Source organism: Nocardia higoensis (assembly GCF_015477835.1).
GTDB classification, from domain to species: Bacteria; Actinomycetota; Actinomycetes; order Mycobacteriales; family Mycobacteriaceae; genus Nocardia; species Nocardia higoensis_A.
This window is the reverse complement of the sequence record NZ_JADLQN010000001.1, coordinates 389,820-406,538: the sequence shown is the minus strand read 5'-3', so window position 1 is coordinate 406,538 and position 16,719 is coordinate 389,820. Positions and strand designations below refer to the sequence as shown.

Below are 16,719 nucleotides of genomic sequence, written 5' to 3'. Positions count from 1 at the left end.
CTGACCTCGGAGGTTCCCTTGGCCCGCCAGCGCGCAACCCTCACGGTCCTGCGTTCCGCACGGCTCACCGAACACCCGATCCGCGTGCACTTCACCAGCGAGGACTTCCGTCCGAGCGAATTCAGCGATTCCTACGTCAAGTTCATCTTCGACCGCGACGGCGCCGAAGTGGTGCGCACCTACACCATCCGCTCGGTGGACCCCGCCACCGGCGAGATCGCCGTCGACTTCGTGCACCACGGCGACGAGGGCATCGGCGGCCCCTGGGCGGCGACCGTCGCGCCCGGCACGACCATCGACGTCTACGGCCCCGGCGGCGCCTACTCGCCCCGGCCGGATGCCGACTGGCACCTGCTGGCGGGCGACGAGGCGGCGCTGCCCGCCATCGCCGCGGGTTTGGCGGCCATGCCCACCACCGCCGTCGGCCTGGCTTTCGTCGAGGTCACCGGTCCCACCGACGAACTGGATCTGGTCACCCCCGAGGGCATCGAGCTGCGCTGGCTGCATCGAGGCGACCGGCCCGCGGGCGAACTGCTCGCCGAGGCGGTGCGCTCCGCGCCGTGGCGCGAAGGGCAGGTGCAGGTCTTCATCCACGGCGAGGCACAGGCGGTGATGCACGACATGCGCCGCTACATCCGCCGCGAGCGTGAGGTGCCGGCCGAGTGGGCGTCCTCGATCTCCGGCTACTGGCGGCGCGGACGCCCGGAAGAGGGCTTCCGCACATGGAAGGCAGAACTCGCCGAGGCCGAGGCCGAGGCCGTGCCTGTCGCGGGCTGATCCGGCCCGGGCCGCGGGCCGTGCTGCCGCCGCCGCGCGAACCTCCCGGGAGCCGGCACCCGCCCGAGAGCCGGGGCTCGAGCGCGACCACCGTGCGGGCGCCGCGCACGCCGTCGAGCTGAGCTGGACCGCTGCGCCGGGCGGGAGTGGTCGCTAGGGTTCGGCGGGTGCAGACCGACGAATTCTTCGAGCGCGGCGCGTCCATCGTGGACCGGCTCACGAATACCCAGGAACCGCCGCCGTGGCAGCTGGTCCTCGTCACCGGCGCGCTGGCGTTGCTGCTGGTGTCCTACGGACCGCTGTGGCGGATGGCCCGCAATGTCGTCACGATCGTGCACGAGGGCGGGCACGCGCTGGCCGCTCTGCTCACCGGACGCAGGCTCGACCGCATCACCCTGCACTCGGACACCTCCGGGCTGACGGTGTCGAGCGGAAAGCCCTACGGTCCCGGCATGATCCTCACCGCGCTGGCCGGCTACCCCGCGCCGCCGCTGCTCGGCCTGGGGTTCGCCGCGTTGCTCGGCGCCGATCGGATCACCCTCATGCTCTGGACCTCGATCGTGCTGCTGGCCGCGGTCCTGATCAAGGTGCGCAACCTCTACGGCGCCTTCACCGTGGTGACGCTGGGCGGGCTGATCTTCGTGGTCTCCTGGTTCGGCACCGACATCGTGCAGGCCGCCTTCGCGTATCTGGCCGCGTGGTTCCTGCTCTTCGCCGGACTGCGGCCGGTGATCGAGATGCAGCGCGGTCGCAGGCGGGGATGGGGCAATCCGGGCGCGGTGGGCTCCGACGCCGACCAGCTGGCCGGGCTGACCAAGCTGCCCGCCCTGTTCTGGGTCGTGGTCTTCGCCGCCACAGCCGTCGCCGCCCTCGTCTACGGCGGCGGACTGCTGTTCTCGGAAGCCACCGGGATCTGCGTGCCGCTCGTGTCCTCGGGAGACTGTCCCGCCCCGAGCATCTAGAGCCCGCGCCGTCGGAGCCAGGCCGCCACCCGGTCGACCAGTACCTGCGGTGTGGACGTCGAGTGGTTCCAGCATCGCCAGTTGGGAATCCAGCAGAGACGGCGGCATGAAATGCCCGCGGCGATGCCGGAGCCGCCGGTCCGATTCGGCGCGAGGCACGTCGAGGTGGACGAACACGAGGTCCGGCACATCCGCGCGCAAGCGGTCACGGTAGACGCGGGCCAGCGCAGAGCAGCTGACGACCGCGCCGTCGGTGGCACCGGTGAGCCAGTCGGCGATCCGGGCCAGCCAAGGCGCGCGGTCGGCGTCGGTGAGCGCGACACCCGCCGTCATGGCGGCGATGTTCGCGGCGGGGTGGAAATCGTCGCCCTCGGCGAAGGGCACGCCCAGCGCCGCCGCCAGGCGCGAGGCGACCGTCGTCTTGCCGGACCCGGACACTCCCATCACCACCACCCGTGGCGGAACCGCGTTGCCGACCATGCCCCCATGATGCGTGTCGCGGCGGCGGCGTGTGAATCGGTAGCCTTTCGGCAGCTCTATTCGAAGGGACCCTCGCTCGCGATGCAACCGCTCGGCCATGACGACCCCCGCCGGATCGGCGACTACCGGCTTCTCGGCGTGCTGGGTGTCGGCGGCATGGGGCGGGTGTACCTGGGTCGCAATGCCGGTGGCCGCACCGTCGCGGTCAAGGTGATCCGGCCCGATCTGATCAGCGACCCGGAATTCCGTACACGCTTCCAGCGGGAAGTCGCCGCCGCGCGCCGGGTCGGCAGCTCCTGCACCGCACCGGTGCTCGACGCCGACGTGCACGCCGATCCGCCGTGGCTGGCCACCGGATACGTCGCCGGGATCGCGCTCTCCGACGCCGTCGAGCGATTCGGTCCGTTCGGCGAGCGCAGTCTCGTCGTGCTCGCCCGCGGGCTGGCCGAAGCGCTCGTCGCGGTGCACGGAGCCGGGGTGGTGCACCGGGATCTGAAACCGTCGAACGTGCTGCTGGCCGTCGACGGACCGAAGGTGATCGACTTCGGCATCGCCCGCGCGGTGGAGGACACCGCGCTCACCACGACCGGAAAGGTCATCGGCTCACCGGCTTTCATGTGCCCGGAGCAGGTGACCGGTGGGACCGTGGGTCCGGCGGGCGACATGTTCGCCCTCGGCGGGGTACTCACCTACGCCGCGGGCGGGCAGGGTCCGTTCGGTGGCGGCGACACGGTCCAGCTGCTGTTCCGCATCGTCTACGAGGAGCCACGGCTCGACGCCATTCCGGATGCGCTGCGCGGGTTGGTCGCCGCCTGCCTGTCCAAGGACCCCGCCGAGCGCCCCACACCCCGCCGAGTGCTCGAGCACCTCGGCGGCCTCGGCGCCCACGAGCGCACCGGCTGGCTGCCCGCCGCCGTGCTCGAGGAGGTCAGCCAGCGTGCGGTGCGCCTGCTCGACCTCGATTCCGGGCCCGGCGAGTTCCCTGCCGACGCCGCCGGGCACACCGGCGCGTCACAGCCTCTCCCCTATGCGCAGGACCGGCGCCCGGCCCTCGGCGACGACTCTCCCGCCGCCTGGTCCGATTCGGGCTCTGATGCCGCGCAATCGGATTCGAACGGCGGCTACCCGGTCGCGCAGCCCGCGACCGACCGGTGGGGCGCGGGTACCCACGCCGGCCGCACGGATCCCACCGCCCTGCACACCCCGGCCGAGCCGTGGCGCGCAGGCGCGCAGTCCGGCTCCGCCGGTTACGCCCCTGCCGGCCCGGCGGGCGCCGGCTCGGCCGCGTCGGGTTTCACCGGGCCCGGCGTCGTCCCGCCGGACTCTGCCCGGCCCGGCGGCCACACCCCTCCCAAATACGTTCCGGCGAGCGGCAACCGATTCGACGACCGCACGCCGCAGGGCCACGCCCGACAAGGGGGAGATCGATTCGGCGCGTCCGCCGCCGGCCCGCGTGGGTCCGGAAGCGGGTATCCCGACGCGTCGCACGTCGGTGACAGCCGCGACGATCGAGACCGTTCCGGCGACGGCCGCGCCATCGATCGGACGGGTGGGCGCGGACCGCTGATCGCGGCACTCGCGGTGGTGGCGGTAGCCGTCGCCGCGGGCGCGTTCTTCATCGGCATCCAACTGCGCGACGACCAGCCCGGCGGCACCGAGGCGAGCCCGTCGGCCGTCGTGCAGATCCCGACGACCACTGCCGGGACCACCACCTCGGCCGCCGCGACCACCACCGAATCCACCGCCGCGGCGGTCCCGGACGGTTTCGTGGGCACCTGGCGCGGTACGGCAGCCGACGGCCTGGTCACCTTCGACATCCAATTGACCATCGAGGAGGGCGAAATCGGCGCCGAGCTCGCGCAGTCGAGCAATACCGGCAAGCTCACCGGCCACCGGTGCAGCCGTATCGAGCGGCTCACCGATGTGAACGGCGACCAGCTCACGTTCGTCGCCCGGCTCAGTCCGGACAGCGCCCGTGATTGCGCCGACGAGGGCTCGGTCTCCACGGTCCGCCTGCAAGCGGACGGCTCGCTGGCCTACAGCACGCCGGGATTGTTCGGCGGCCAGATCGCGGGCACCCTGCGACGAGGCTGAAGCGGCCGGGTGACCGCATCATGGCTTGCGGGCGACCCCGCCCCAGGCCGAGGCGCCACGGACGCCCCGCTCGGCGTCGTCGGTGTGCCAGAAATTGATCGGGACCACGCCGGGTTCGACGACCTTCAGCCCGTCGAACAGGCCGCGGATCTGCTCCGGGGAACGCGGCGTGTACGGCGTGCCGCCGGTTTTCGAGTAGTTCTCGCACAGCCGGACGTAGTCGCTGTCATCGGTGGCGCCGTCGTAGAGCGCCAGATAACTACCGGAGGCCAGCGGCGCCATGATGGCGTGCACCGCGCGCAGCGCGTCGGAGTAGGCGGCGGCGTGCCCGAGGACGCCGATGAACAGTACCGCGACGGGCTCGTCGAAGTTCAGCACCGCGCGGGCGGCCTCGATCAGCGGCTCGGGATCGTTGAAATCGGCTTCGGCATAGGTGGTCACGCCCTCGGGCGTGGAATTGACCAGCAACGCTCTGGCATGGGCCAACACCAGCGGATCGTTGTCGACATAGACGACCTTGGCATCCGGCGCGGCGGCCTGGGCCACCTCGTGGGTGTTCTGCATGGTCGGCAGGCCGGTGCCGATGTCGAGGAACTGACGCACCCCGGCCTCGGTGGCGAGCCAGCGAACCACCCGTATCAGGAATTGCCGGGATTGCGCTGCCATCGTGGTGATTTCGGGATAGCTCACCATCCCCGCCTCACCGGCGAGGCGATCCACCTCGTAATAGTCTCGACCACCCAGCCAGAAATTCCAGACCCGCGCCGAGGTGGATATGTCGGTGCGCAGGGGGCGAGGTAGGTCGATCATGCAGAACTCCTGAAAGCAGATGATCCGGCGATATCGTGCGGACTGTACAACTGATCGCGGCTGCCACGGCAGAGTCTTCGGTCATCGGCCGGCCAGCACCGCCATCGCCGCGTTGTGGCCGCCGAGTCCGCTCACGCCGCCGCCGCGGACCGCGCCCGCGCCGCAGATCAGCACATTCGCGATATCGGTGGACACGCCCCAGAGAGCGGCCGGACTTGCGGATTCTTCCGTGCGCCAGGGGAATTGGAGATCACCGTGGAAGATGTGCCCGCCGGGCAGCCGCAGGTCGTGCTCCAGGTCCACCGGGGACCGGACCTCGAGACAGGGCCGCCCCTCGGCGTCGGTGGCGAGGCAGTCGGCCAGCGGTTCGGCGAGCACGGCGTCGAGGCCTGCCAGTGCCGCGTCGAGGGCGGCGGCCCGCGTGCGCTCCGGATCTTCCCGGAAAAGCCTTGCGGGAGTGTGCAAACCGAAGAGGGTGACGGTGTGCATTCCCGAGGTAGCGGCTTCTCCGGAGAGGATGGAGCGATCGGTCAGTGTGTGGCAATACAATTCCGACGGCAGCACCTCGGGCAGTGTCCCGGCATTTGCCTGCGCATAGACCTCGTCGAGCCGGCGGTAGGATTCGCCGACATGGAAGGTGCCCGCGAAGGCGTCGCGGGGATCGACCTGCTGATCGCGCAGTCTCGGCAACCGCCGCAGCACCATGTTCACCTTGAGCTGGGAGCCCTCCGGGTGCTCGCGCGCGGGCCTGCCGAGCAGCCGATCCACTTCGCGAGGTGCGGCATTGACCAGCACATGACGGGCGCCGACGGTACCGCCGTCGTAGCCGACCTCGGCGACGCGGCCGTCGCTGTCCACCGCCGTGACGGCCGCGCCGGTGACCAGTTCCGCGCCCGCGGCCCGCGCCGCGTCCGCGAGCGCGTCGGTCAACGCGCCCATACCGCCTACCGGCACATTCCACTCGCCGGTGCCGCCACCGATGACGTGATAGAGGAAACAACGGTTCTGCCGCAGCGTCGGGTCGAGGCCGTGGCTGAAGGTGCCGATCAGCGCATCGGTGAAGACGACGCCGCGCACGGTGTCGTCGGCGAAGGTGCCGGTGATCGTCTCGCCGAGCGGGCGTTCGAAGATGGCTTCCCAGGTCGGTTCGTCGTCGATCAGGCGGCGCAGTTCGGCGCGGGTAGGCAGCGGCTCGGTCATGGTCGCGAACACCCGCTCGGCCAGCCTGCCGGTGGTCACCGAGAAACGTTGCCACGCTAGGAAATCCCGGTCCGACCCGGTGAGACGAACGAAACTGGCTCTGGTGCGGTCGGGCGCCGCGGTGTCGACGAGCAGACCGCCCTCCCCCACCGGGGTGTAGGAGGAGATGCGGCGGCGCCGGACGCGGAAACGCAGGCCCAGATCCTCGACGATGCGGCGCGGCAGCAGGCTCACCAGGTACGAATAGCGCGACAGCCGCGCCTCCACACCGGGAAAGGGGCGTTGCGACACCGCCGCCCCGCCGAGGTGGTCGAGCCGCTCCAGTACCAGCACCGAGCGTCCGGCCCGCGCCAGATAGGCCGCGGCCACCAGGCCGTTGTGCCCACCGCCGACCACGACGACGTCATAGGAATCCCGCGCCGGTCTCATCGGACCTGGATATCACGGACCGGTGACATCCGCGGCGAGGGACATGAGCACACGCGCCGGCGGGCGACCGCGCGCCGCGACAGCCCGGTTCAGCCGCCGAAGACCGCGCAGCCGACGCCGACCGGCTCGCCGTAACCGACCGGCAGATCCACGTGCCGGGAGACCGCGGGATCGGAGGACTGGACCACGCTGATCCGGTGCGCGCCCGGCGTGGCCGGTATCCAGGTCAGCAGGGCGACACCGCCGGTCGGCGCCACCGTGGCCAGCGCCGTCCCGTTGTCGTAGAAATGGACCGGAGCGACCGGATCGGTGACGTAGGCCTGAATGGTCGCGGTGCAGCCGGTGCCGTAGTTGGTCGCCGCACCGAAACTCAGGTTCGGCAGCGCCTTGACGCCGGTGACCGCCGCCGTCGCCGCCGGCGCCACCCCGAGTGACACCCCGGCCGCGCACGCGCACACAGCGACCGCCCGGGCCACCCGTGGGACAGGCACGGAACACTTCGGCGAAGGAGAGACGGCAGACGTCGTTGTCACAGGGATCCCTTCGGCGCTGTCAGGGTGCCACGATCCTAAGGCGGCGACGCGGCGCGGACGGGCGTTTCGCCGATCCCGCGCCACGGCGCGCCCATTCCTAGTCGACCATCACGGAGATGTGTTCGGCCACGCAGGCGGGCTTGGGAGCGTCCTCGACCTGCACGGTGACCCGGGTACGCACCCGGGCCCCGGTCGCGCCGCGCTCCACCGCGAGCAGTTCGACCCCGGCCCGCAGGCGACTGCCGACCGGAACCGACGACGGGAAACGCACCTTGTCCTGGCCGTAGTTGATGCCCATCTTCAAGCCGTCGACGCGATACACCTGCTGGCTGAGCACCGGCAGCAGCGACAGCGTCAGGAATCCGTGCGCGATCGGCCCGCCGAAAGGACCCTGCGCCGCGCGTTCGGGATCGACGTGAATCCACTGGTGGTCGCCGGTTGCCTCGGCGAACAGGTTCACCTTCTCCTGGGTGACGCTGTACCAGTCGCTGTACCCCAGATGCTCACCGACCGCCTTCTCGAGGTCGGCGATTCCGTCGAAAACCCGCATAGCTCATCTTCCTTCGATCGGTGGATCCGCCGGTCGAGTACACTACCGCCCGAGCCGCCACGCCATTCCTTTTGGGACACGAGTGGACATGTGTACTGTTCAGGGATGACCGTACCCGTAACTCCCACCGCTGGCGCCCGCCCTCCCGGCCGTCCCGCGTCGGCGACCCGCGAGCAGGTCATCGCCCTCACTCGCCGGGCATTCCTCGCCGGCGAACGCGTCGACGTGCAATCCATCGCCGCCGAACTCGGTCTCAGCCGCGCTTCGATCTACCGGTGGTTCGGCTCGCGCGACGGACTGCTCGGCGCGATGCTGGTGCAGGAGTACCAGCAGATGATCGCCAAAGCCGACGCGAAGTGCCGGGTCAGAGGTGCTCGTCGCATTGTCGAGGTGCTCGACCGGGTCGCCCGCTGGGAGGCGATGAACGAGCCGTTCCGGCGCTACTTCGAGAATGAGCCACGCTCGGGTCTGCGCATCCTCACCGCCAGCCACGGCCCGGTCCAGCCGCACGCGGTCACCGCGGTCGCCGAACTGCTGGACCGCGTCGAACGCGAGGACGACTTCCATCCACCGCTGGAACGCGACCTGCTCGCCTACACCCTGGTGCGCATCGGCGAAGCCTTCCTCTATACCGACACCGCCGCGGGCATCCGCAACGACGTCGACAGGTTGCGCGAGGTGTACGCCGTGCTTCTGGGAATCGCGCCGCCCGTCGCCGAACTGCTGTAGCCAGGTCCGGACCGGGCGGGCGGCGGCGCGCAGTGCGCCTGCCTCGGATCCGACGACGCGGGTCACGGGCGCGATGGGTGCCTCCTGCCCTCGGGCCGGTCCCGGTCGGCTCACTCGACGACGAGTACGACCAGCCCCGCCACCGCGGCGGCTTCCCCGCCCGCCCCGGCGTGACCACCGAACAAGGTGATCGAACGGCGCGGATCGAGCCGGTCGACGACCTCCGGCAGCGAGGGGCCGACCTGTTCGGCGCGCACCAGACATACCTGCACCCCGGACTCGGCGCGCGTGGTCTTGCGCATCTGACCCGGGCCGCCGTCGAAGACCAGCGCCCCGGAATCGGCGACCGCGCCCGCGCAGACCGTGACCACGGCGCCGATACCGTCGCGATCGCCGGCCGTCGCCATCGGACTGTCGGTGACCACCCGGTTGCCCTCGGCCGCCCACGGCGCGAGCAGTTTGCCCGGCAGGCCGTCGGGAACCAGGACACACCTCACACCGGCAGCGCGCAACAGCTCCCGCAGAGCGGCGGGCACCTCCTCCTCGGTGGTTCGCAGACCGTGGGCTCCGCCACGAGTCAGCCGGTCCAGGAATTCCGCGACCAGGCGCGTCCGGTCGGCCGGGTCGGCGAGGGCGTGCCTACCCGCGCGCGACGCCGGGACCATCCGTTCGTCATCGGGCAGTTCGATCAGCAGGTCGCGCACCCGGCGCAGCAGATGCTCGTCGGAACTCATCGCTTCACCGTCCGGGGTGCTCGATACCCGTACCGGCGCTCGGCCATCTCTCACCTCACTGTGTCGGCGGCACACCCCAGGTGGTGCCGCTGTCCGCGCAGGCGGACAGCCGCCACCGAAACCCCACCCACACCGCGCAAAATACCCGCCCGAACCCGACGTGGCAACCATGCGAAACCGGCCGGGACCGGCCTATCCTGCGGGTATGCATCCCGGCGAGACACCTTCCGGCGACAATCGGGCAGGCACCCGGCCGCCGCCGGTATCCGTCCCCGGCGATCCCCCCGGACGCAGGCGCTACCGCACGGTGCCCGCCCTCGACGAAGCCCTCACCCGTTGCCGCGCCTGCCCGCGCCTGGTCCAGTGGCGTGAACTGGTCGCGCGGACCAAGCGCGCCGCCTTCCAGGACGAGACGTACTGGGGCCGTCCGGTGGCCGGGTTCGGCCCGGACGACGCACGCATGCTGATCGTCGGCCTCGCCCCGGCCGCCCACGGCGGCAACCGCACCGGACGCATGTTCACCGGCGATCGCAGCGGCGACGTGCTCTTCGCCGCCCTGCACGCCGTCGGCCTGGCCACCCTGCCCGTCGCCGTGCACGCCGAGGACGGGATGCGTCTACTGGGTGTCCGGATGACCGCACCGGTGCACTGCGCTCCCCCGGAGAACAAACCCACCGTCACCGAGCGCGATCGATGCCGGGGGTGGCTGGAGGCCGAACTCGACTTGCTCGCGCCCACCGCACGTTCGGTGGTGGTGCTCGGCGCGTTCGGCTGGCAGGCACTGCTGCCCGCGCTGGCCGGTGCGGGCTGGGCCGTTCCCCGCCCGCGCCCGAAGTTCGGCCACGGCCTCCGGGTGCGGCTGGAGCCGGCCCGATCCGATCGCGCTCCGCTGGAGCTGTTCGGTTGCTACCACGTCAGTCAGCACAACACCTTCACCGGACGACTCACCCCCGCGATGCTCGAGGACATCTTGGCCGGAGCAGCCGCCGCGGCCGGACTCGCCACCCGCCCACCGGGTTAGCCGACGCCATCCGATCGGCGAGAAGCCCATGGTCCCGGGCGGCGTGGAGCGGATTTGCCGACTGCCGCGGCGGGTATCGTTGTTGCGTGCTGAGACGCGGCTTCACCCGGCTGATCCGCCCCGCCTTGCTGGGCGCCGCGGCCTCGCCGCGAGTGGAGCACACGGTGACCTCGATGCGGGCCACCCGGGCACTCGTGGACCGTTTCGTCGCGGGCACCACCGAAACCGACGCCCTCACCGCCGCCACCGCACTGCTGACCTCCGGCCGCTGGATCACCGTCGATCACCTCGGCGAATACACCACCGACCTCGGCCAGGCCCGCGACACCGTCGAGCACTACCTGCGACTGATCGCCGTGCTGGCCGAACTCCCGGCCGCGCGCGAGCCGGGCAATGTCCGCCCGCTGGAAGTCTCGATGAAGTTGTCGGCCCTCGGCCAGGCCCTGCCCGGCGACGGCGACCGGATCGCCCTCGACCACGCCCGCGAGATCTGCGCGAGTGCCACCGATACCGGCATCGCGGTCACCGTCGACGCCGAGGATCACACCACCACCGATTCCACACTGGCGATCGTGCGCGAGCTGCGTGCCGAATTCCCCTCGGTGGGCACGGTGTTACAGGCCTACCTGAAGCGCACCGAGGCGGATTGCCGAGAGTTCGCCGGTCCTGGTTCGCGCATCCGATTGTGCAAGGGTGCCTATCGTGAACCGGCGTCGGTCGCCTTCCAGCGCCCGGCCGAGGTCGACGACTCCTACCTGCGTTGTCTGCGTGTGCTGATGAGCGGCAGCGGTTACCCGATGGTCGCCACCCACGATCCCGCCATGATCGCCGCGGCCGGTCGGTACGCCGAGGAAACCCAGCGCGGACCCTCGGATTTCGAATTCCAGATGCTCTTCGGCATCCGCGAGGCCGAGCAGTCCCGGCTGGCCGCCGCGGGCCACCGGATGCGGGTCTACGTCCCCTACGGCGACCAGTGGTACGGCTACTTCATGCGCAGACTCGCCGAACGTCCCGCGAATCTGACCTTCTTCCTGCGCGCGCTCGCCGGCCGCGAGCGCACCTGAGCCCGCGCACGCGAACGGCCGGTGCGCCGCACGAGAAGTGCGACGCACCGGCCGTCGAGAGCAGCCTCAGACCGGCGCTTCGACGCGGTGGAACAGGTATTCCACCAACGTGATCAGCGACTGCAGGCACGTCCCCCGATGCCGGGCATCGAGTTTCGTCAGCGGGGTGTCCGGCGAGAGGTCGAGCGCGTCACGCACTTCCTCGAGCGGGTAGGCGCGGGCGTCGTCGAACTGGTTGACCGCCACCGAGTACGGCACACCCCGTTCCTCGAGCACCGACAAGACCTCGTCGGACTTCTCGATGCGCCGGGTGTCCACCAACACCAGCGCGCCGAGCGCACCACGGGCCAGCTCCTCCCACAGCGGCACGAACCGCTTCTGCCCCGGCGTGCCGAACAGATACAAGGCCAGCGTCGGATTCAGGGTGATGCGCCCGAAGTCCATCGCCACGGTGGTCTGCGTCTTGCCCGGCAGACCGGCCATGTCGTCGACGCCGATGCTGGCCTCGGTGATCGTTTCCTCGGTGCGCAGCGGCCTGATCTCGGAGATGCTGTTCACGAAGGTGGTCTTGCCGACACCGAAGTTGCCTGCCACCAGCAATTTCACCGATCGGGTCACCGTCTCCGGCACATATTCGACCACACGATCAGGCCGGGAGAGCCCGGAGACCATTGAGTACCTCCTCCAACAGGGAGATCTCCGGCAACAGTTCTGCCGGAGTGGGAGTGCTGAGATTGCCGCCGTCGAGCAGATCGGACACCACGATCTTCACCACGGACGGCGGCATGTCCAGGTATGCGGCCAATTCCGCGATGGACAGGGCGCCGCGGCGACTACACAGACTCATCACCCTGCGGACGTCGGGACTCGCACCGGTGGGCGGGTCGGACGCGGCCACGACCAGGGTCACCAGATCCAGGTCGCGGGTGGGTCGGGAACGACCGCCCGTGCGCACATAGGCCCGAACGAGGTCGGGGTCGCGGCGGTGCCTGCTCATGACAGGTCGCTGTCCGGCCTCTGCCGCGGCTGGCTACCGAGCTCATGGCCCACCCGGCCGGCCAGCTCGTTCATCCGATGCGCGACCAAGCTGACATCGATGTCGTTCGTGGTCGAGACACCCAACAGGGTGCTCTCCCCCGCGGCGGTGATGAAGATCATCCCGTCGTCGTACTCTGTCATGTTCTGGCGCACACCGCTGTCCGGGCCGCCGCAGAACTCGCCGAGGGCCTTGCCCAGCGAGCGCAGACCCGAGGCCGCGGCCGCGAAACGTTCGGCATCGTCGCGCACGATGCCCGAGGAGTGGGCGATGCGCAGGCCGTCGTCGGAGAGCAAGACAGCGAAACGCACCCCGGGAATGCTCAGATCCTCGAGTAACCACCCCAATTTGTTGCTGCTGTCGCTAACGGCAGTATTCGTCGAGCCCATCAAGGTGTCGTCCCTTCCGTGTGGTCGGTCGCTGCTGCGCGACCGCTCTTGGAACCGGCGTGCCAGGCCGCTGCGATATCCGGCCGTCCCGGCGTCCCCTCGGCATCGGACCGGCGCGGGCGCGCACCGGCCACAGGTGCGACGGCCCTGCGCCGCCGCTTCGGCAGCCCGCCTTGAGTGATCTCATGCACGGCGAACTGCTTCTCCTCCCCTTGGTCATGACGTGGCGCCGCGGCGACCGCGACCGGTTCACGTTCCGGCGCCACTTCCTCGATCACCTCGCGGATCGGCTGGTCCGACTCGGCCGTGTCGGCCGGTTTACGCGGCTGCAGCAGCGCCTCGGGGATGTACACCATGGCCCGCATGCCGCCGTAGGCGTTCGGGCCGTCGATGTAGACGGTGAATCCGTAGCGACGCGCCAGCGCCGCGATGCCGGGGAAGCCGACCTTGGGCGAGGGACCGAGTTGCTGGACGTCGACGGTGCGCTCACCGGCCAGCACCTGCCTGGCCTCTTCCATCTGCTCGGAGTTCATCCGCACGCCCGCGTCGTCGACGATGATCGTGACGCCGTGGTGGCCTTCCTGGAAGGTCACGTCCACGAACGAGGTCGGCGGCGAGTAGCGCAGGGCGTTGTCCAGCAGCGTCGCCATGGTGTGCACCAGCGGCTCGACCGCGCGACTGATGACGACGCGATCGGACTGATTGGCCCGCACCCGCAGATAGTCGCGGACGCGCCCGGTGGCGCCGCCGACGATGTCGGTGAGCACCTGAGCGGGCCAGCGTCTGCCGGGCAGACCGCCACAGACGATCACGTAGGACTGCGCCTGGCGGATCATCTGCTGCACGGTGTGATCGATATGGGTGAGTGTGGCGTACACGTCGTCGCCACGATGCTGGCGCAGCGCCATGCTGACCACCTGGCTGACGTCCGCGCCCAGACTGACCACGGCGGTGCCGAACGAGCGCACCGCGCCGTTGGTCGCCTCACGGGCCGAGGCGCGTACCCCGTCCTCGGCCTCGGCGACCGCTTGCCTGATGCGTGTCTCGGCCTCGGCGTTCACCCGGTCGGCCGTTTCGACCTGCACCAGCCGCAGTCCGTCGGCGTAGCGCTCACCGGTCCAGTTCAGTATCTGAGCGAAACGCGAGTCCTGCAGCGTGACAGGAACTTCGACGTTCACACTCGGATTCTCCCGGCGCCGCACAGCCTCGGTGATCGACGGGACGGTCTGCGAGGCGAAGCGCTCCAATGCCTCGTCGCGCGCGGTGTGCTCGCGAGTGAGCTCCGCGACGCGGGCGCGTTCCTTGCGGATCGCGAGCGTGGCGTATACGGCCACCGCAAGGACAAGGACGGGGGCCAGAATCCACGGAAGTAATACGGCGATATCCAAATTCATCAGTTCTCTCGTCATGAACGGCTACGAGCCTGCACCCGGAAAAAGCACGTCACGGTCCGCGTGTCGACCCCCAGCCTGCGACCACAGAACTCGTTGCGCCTTTCCTCGGGATTTTCCGACCTGTCGTACTCGATCGGTTCGTTCCTGTCGAAAGGTGGCCGGTGCGAAGCGGCACAGCCGGTTCGAATCAGCACAGCCGGCTCGAATCGGCACAGCCCGCCCGAAGCAGCACGGAGGCTCACCGCTCACCTCACAATGCCTGCGGGACAGGTGATCCGGAACGCACGATCACCGTCCGGACGCAGCATCCGATCGAACCGGAACCCGACGACGCGCCCACATTAGCAGCATTACGGCAAGGTCTCGACGTAACCTGATGACTGCCAGGCCGATTACGACCCACCGCACCGCCGGACATCGAAAAACGCCAGCTCCACGCGCCGCCCGACGTCTGTACCCCCAGACGCGGCCCCCTCCCGCGCGCGCGGGGCGCCGGACTCGCGCGCACGCGGCCGTCGGCGCGATCACCCCAGCAACCTACTCGGCGGTAACGGAAAAACGATTTGCGCGGCCGGCATTCCGCGAGCGATGGGCAGCGGGCGAACAAAAACGACCCGCCCCGTCGGCGACGGGGGCGGGTCGTGAATGCTGTCCGGTGATACGCCGGTGTTCGTCAGCTCTGCTGGGTGAGCTCGATCTCGAGGGTGAGGGTGATCTTGTCACCGATCACCACACCGCCGTCGGGCAACGGCATGTCGATATCGAGACCGAACTCACGGCGACTCACGGTCGTGGACGCCTCGAAACCGGCGACCGGGCCGTTACCCATTCCCGGGTTCACGCCGAGGAATTCGACATTCAGCGAAACCGGCTTGGGCTTGCCCAGGATGGTGAGTTCGCCGTCGACCAGGAAATCCCCATCCGCGACCCGGAAGCCGGTCGAGGCGAACGTCATCTCGGGGAAGTCCTCGGCATGGAAGAAGTCCGCCGAACGCAGGTGCGCGTCGCGCTGCTCGTTGTCGGTGGTCAGCGAGTTCACCCGGATGGCGGCGTCGGCCGAGGCGGAGCCGTCTTCACCGATGACGAGTTTGCCGTCGAAGTCGCTGAACCGGCCGCGCACCTTGCTCACCATCAGATGACGGACGCTGAAGCCGACGGTGGAGTGGGCCGGGTCGATGACCCAGGTGCCCGCAGTGAGCCCCTTGGCGGTGGTGCTGGTCATAGCTGTCTCCTTCTGTGAGAGATCGTTGTTCGGTGATGTTTTCGGTGAGGTGTAGGCATACGGGCCGGGTCGAGCCGCCGGATCACGGATGCGCGGCCACGGTCCCGCTCCGCGTGGCCGACAGCGAGGCGTGCGTCGGCGCGGCGGGCACGTGCGCGGGACGCCGAGCGGCGAATTCCCTGCGCAGCACCGGCACGACGTGCTCGCCGAGCAGGTCCAGTTGTTCCAGGACCGTTTTCAGCGGCAGGCCCGCGTGATCCATGAGGAACAGCTGACGCTGGTAGTCGCCGAAGGTTTCGCGGAAGGTGAGCGTCTTGTCGATCACCTGCTGCGGGCTTCCGACGGTCAGCGGCGTCTGCTCGGTGAACTCCTCGAGCGAGGGCCCGTGGCCGTATACGGGGGCGTTGTCGAAGTAGGGCCGGAACTCCCGCACCGCGTCCTGGGAGTTGTGACGCATGAACACCTGCCCGCCCAGTCCGACGACGGCTTGGTCCGCGGAGCCGTGACCGTGGTGTTCGTAGCGCTGCCGGTACAACTCGATCAGCCGCTGGAAGTGCTCCTTGGGCCAGAAGATGTTGTTGGCGAAGAAGCCGTCACCGTAGAAGGCGGCCTGTTCGGCGATCTCCGGGCTGCGGATCGAGCCGTGCCAGACGAACGGCGGCACGCCGTCGAGCGGGCGCGGAGTCGAGGTGAACGACTGCAGCGGGGTACGGAAGCGGCCCTCCCAGGTCACCACATCTTCGCGCCAGAGCCGGTACAGCAGGTGGTAGTTCTCGACAGCCAGCGCGATGCCGTCGCGGATGTCCTTGCCGAACCAGGGATAGACCGGCCCGGTGTTGCCACGGCCGAGCATCAGGTCCACGCGGCCGTCGGCCAGGTGCTGCAGCATCGCGAAATCCTCGGCGATCTTCACCGGGTCGTTGGTGGTGATCAGGGTGGTCGCGGTGGACAGCTGGATGCGCTCGGTGGTAGCCGCTATGTAACCGAGCATGGTGGTCGGCGAGGACGGCACGAACGGGGGGTTGTGATGCTCGCCGGTGGCGAAGACGTCCAGACCCACTTCCTCGGCCTTCTGCGCGATGCGCACCATGGCCTTGATCCGCTCGCCCTCGCTGGGGGTCCGACCCGTCGTCGGGTCGGTGGTGACATCGCCGACCGAGAAGATTCCGAACTGCACGGGGACTCCTGTGGCTTGTTGGTTGACTTGGCAACCATATCAACCGACGAGGTGGCCCGTCTATTCCCCCGCCCCCGAAAAGACGATCGCCGGTCACGGCGTGCTGCCGTGACCGGCG

17 protein-coding genes and 1 pseudogene are annotated in these 16,719 nt (G+C 69.6%); 6 read left to right on the top strand and 12 right to left on the bottom strand.

Translation table 11 applies throughout. The features are described 5' to 3' along the window. Nucleotides 1–18: 18 nt before the first annotated feature. Nucleotides 19–777, top strand: a complete 759-nt coding sequence (locus IU449_RS01750; protein WP_195000212.1) for a siderophore-interacting protein — start codon at nt 19–21, stop codon at nt 775–777. 167 nt (nt 778–944) lie between these two features. After that, nucleotides 945–1,739: a M50 family metallopeptidase gene (locus IU449_RS01745; RefSeq protein ID WP_324188041.1), complete on the top strand. Its 795-nt coding sequence runs from the start codon at nt 945–947 to the stop codon at nt 1,737–1,739. A 117-nt stretch (nt 1,740–1,856) separates the two neighbouring features. On the opposite strand, the pseudogene IU449_RS01740 reads toward IU449_RS01745, so the two are convergent. Then, nucleotides 1,857–2,183, bottom strand: a pseudogene (locus IU449_RS01740) (gluconokinase); the annotation flags it as partial. 117 nt (nt 2,184–2,300) lie between these two features. Between IU449_RS01740 and IU449_RS28790 the strand changes: the two are divergent. Beyond that, nucleotides 2,301–4,313, top strand: coding sequence for a serine/threonine-protein kinase (locus IU449_RS28790; RefSeq protein ID WP_228803631.1), 2,013 nt, complete (start codon nt 2,301–2,303; stop codon nt 4,311–4,313). Nucleotides 4,314–4,331: 18 nt separating this feature from the next. On the opposite strand, the gene IU449_RS01730 is transcribed toward IU449_RS28790, so the two are convergent. From IU449_RS01730 to IU449_RS01715, 4 genes are all read right to left on the bottom strand, one after another. Then, nucleotides 4,332–5,123: an SAM-dependent methyltransferase gene (locus tag IU449_RS01730; protein ID WP_195000211.1), complete on the bottom strand. Its 792-nt coding sequence runs from the start codon at nt 5,121–5,123 to the stop codon at nt 4,332–4,334. 81 nt (nt 5,124–5,204) lie between these two features. Then, on the bottom strand, nt 5,205–6,752 hold the full coding sequence (locus tag IU449_RS01725) for a phytoene desaturase family protein (RefSeq protein ID WP_195000210.1): 1,548 nt from the start codon (nt 6,750–6,752) through the stop codon (nt 5,205–5,207). 89 nt (nt 6,753–6,841) lie between these two features. Then, nucleotides 6,842–7,243, bottom strand: a complete 402-nt coding sequence (locus IU449_RS01720; RefSeq protein WP_228803629.1) for a hypothetical protein — start codon at nt 7,241–7,243, stop codon at nt 6,842–6,844. 139 nt (nt 7,244–7,382) lie between these two features. Beyond that, nucleotides 7,383–7,835, bottom strand: coding sequence for a MaoC family dehydratase (locus tag IU449_RS01715; RefSeq protein ID WP_195000208.1), 453 nt, complete (start codon nt 7,833–7,835; stop codon nt 7,383–7,385). A gap of 105 nt (nt 7,836–7,940) precedes the next feature. Here IU449_RS01715 and IU449_RS01710 point away from each other — a divergent pair, with 105 nt between their 5' ends. Beyond that, on the top strand, nt 7,941–8,564 hold the full coding sequence (locus IU449_RS01710; RefSeq protein WP_195000207.1) for a QsdR family transcriptional regulator: 624 nt from the start codon (nt 7,941–7,943) through the stop codon (nt 8,562–8,564). A 110-nt stretch (nt 8,565–8,674) separates the two neighbouring features. Here IU449_RS01710 and IU449_RS01705 read toward each other — a convergent pair whose 3' ends face one another. Beyond that, on the bottom strand, nt 8,675–9,298 hold the full coding sequence (locus IU449_RS01705; RefSeq protein WP_195000206.1) for an LUD domain-containing protein: 624 nt from the start codon (nt 9,296–9,298) through the stop codon (nt 8,675–8,677). A gap of 205 nt (nt 9,299–9,503) precedes the next feature. Here IU449_RS01705 and IU449_RS01700 point away from each other — a divergent pair, with 205 nt between their 5' ends. After that, nucleotides 9,504–10,319, top strand: a complete 816-nt coding sequence (locus tag IU449_RS01700; protein WP_195000205.1) for a uracil-DNA glycosylase — start codon at nt 9,504–9,506, stop codon at nt 10,317–10,319. An 89-nt stretch (nt 10,320–10,408) separates the two neighbouring features. Next, complete coding sequence (locus tag IU449_RS01695; RefSeq protein ID WP_228804021.1) at nt 10,409–11,383, top strand: proline dehydrogenase family protein; 975 nt, start codon at nt 10,409–10,411, stop codon at nt 11,381–11,383. 66 nt (nt 11,384–11,449) lie between these two features. On the opposite strand, the gene IU449_RS01690 is transcribed toward IU449_RS01695, so the two are convergent. From IU449_RS01690 to IU449_RS01665, 6 genes are all read right to left on the bottom strand, one after another. Beyond that, nucleotides 11,450–12,055, bottom strand: coding sequence for a GTP-binding protein (locus IU449_RS01690; protein WP_195000204.1), 606 nt, complete (start codon nt 12,053–12,055; stop codon nt 11,450–11,452). Continuing rightward, the gene (locus IU449_RS01685; RefSeq protein WP_040796117.1) at nt 12,030–12,380 is read right to left on the bottom strand and encodes a DUF742 domain-containing protein; all 351 of its coding nucleotides are present in this window, start codon (nt 12,378–12,380) and stop codon (nt 12,030–12,032) included. The genes IU449_RS01690 and IU449_RS01685 overlap by 26 nt, the downstream gene beginning before the upstream one ends. Further along, nucleotides 12,377–12,808, bottom strand: coding sequence for a roadblock/LC7 domain-containing protein (locus IU449_RS01680; RefSeq protein ID WP_195000203.1), 432 nt, complete (start codon nt 12,806–12,808; stop codon nt 12,377–12,379). Before IU449_RS01680 ends, IU449_RS01685 begins: the two co-directional genes overlap by 4 nt. Then, nucleotides 12,808–14,202 carry an ATP-binding protein gene (locus IU449_RS01675; protein WP_195000202.1) on the bottom strand — a complete coding sequence of 465 codons (1,395 nt, stop codon included), beginning with the start codon at nt 14,200–14,202 and terminating at the stop codon, nt 12,808–12,810. The genes IU449_RS01680 and IU449_RS01675 overlap by 1 nt, the downstream gene beginning before the upstream one ends. A 673-nt stretch (nt 14,203–14,875) precedes the next feature. Beyond that, entirely contained in the window at nt 14,876–15,424 is a 549-nt protein-coding gene (locus tag IU449_RS01670; RefSeq protein ID WP_195000201.1) for a YceI family protein, read from the bottom strand. An 82-nt stretch (nt 15,425–15,506) separates the two neighbouring features. Beyond that, nucleotides 15,507–16,601: an LLM class flavin-dependent oxidoreductase gene (locus tag IU449_RS01665; RefSeq protein ID WP_195000200.1), complete on the bottom strand. Its 1,095-nt coding sequence runs from the start codon at nt 16,599–16,601 to the stop codon at nt 15,507–15,509. Between the last annotated feature and the right edge of the window lie 118 nt (nt 16,602–16,719).

Coding starts and splice junctions, on each gene's coding strand:
- IU449_RS01700 (WP_195000205.1), top strand. CDS start 9,504: ATGCATCCCGGCGAGACACCTTCCGGCGACAATCGGGCAGGCACCCGG.
- IU449_RS01675 (WP_195000202.1), bottom strand. CDS start 14,202: ATGAATTTGGATATCGCCGTATTACTTCCGTGGATTCTGGCCCCCGTC.
- IU449_RS01725 (WP_195000210.1), bottom strand. CDS start 6,752: ATGAGACCGGCGCGGGATTCCTATGACGTCGTCGTGGTCGGCGGTGGG.
- IU449_RS01730 (WP_195000211.1), bottom strand. CDS start 5,123: ATGATCGACCTACCTCGCCCCCTGCGCACCGACATATCCACCTCGGCG.
- IU449_RS01690 (WP_195000204.1), bottom strand. CDS start 12,055: ATGGTCTCCGGGCTCTCCCGGCCTGATCGTGTGGTCGAATATGTGCCG.
- IU449_RS28790 (WP_228803631.1), top strand. CDS start 2,301: ATGCAACCGCTCGGCCATGACGACCCCCGCCGGATCGGCGACTACCGG.
- IU449_RS01670 (WP_195000201.1), bottom strand. CDS start 15,424: ATGACCAGCACCACCGCCAAGGGGCTCACTGCGGGCACCTGGGTCATC.
- IU449_RS01680 (WP_195000203.1), bottom strand. CDS start 12,808: ATGGGCTCGACGAATACTGCCGTTAGCGACAGCAGCAACAAATTGGGG.
- IU449_RS01715 (WP_195000208.1), bottom strand. CDS start 7,835: ATGCGGGTTTTCGACGGAATCGCCGACCTCGAGAAGGCGGTCGGTGAG.
- IU449_RS01685 (WP_040796117.1), bottom strand. CDS start 12,380: ATGAGCAGGCACCGCCGCGACCCCGACCTCGTTCGGGCCTATGTGCGC.
- IU449_RS01710 (WP_195000207.1), top strand. CDS start 7,941: ATGACCGTACCCGTAACTCCCACCGCTGGCGCCCGCCCTCCCGGCCGT.
- IU449_RS01705 (WP_195000206.1), bottom strand. CDS start 9,298: ATGAGTTCCGACGAGCATCTGCTGCGCCGGGTGCGCGACCTGCTGATC.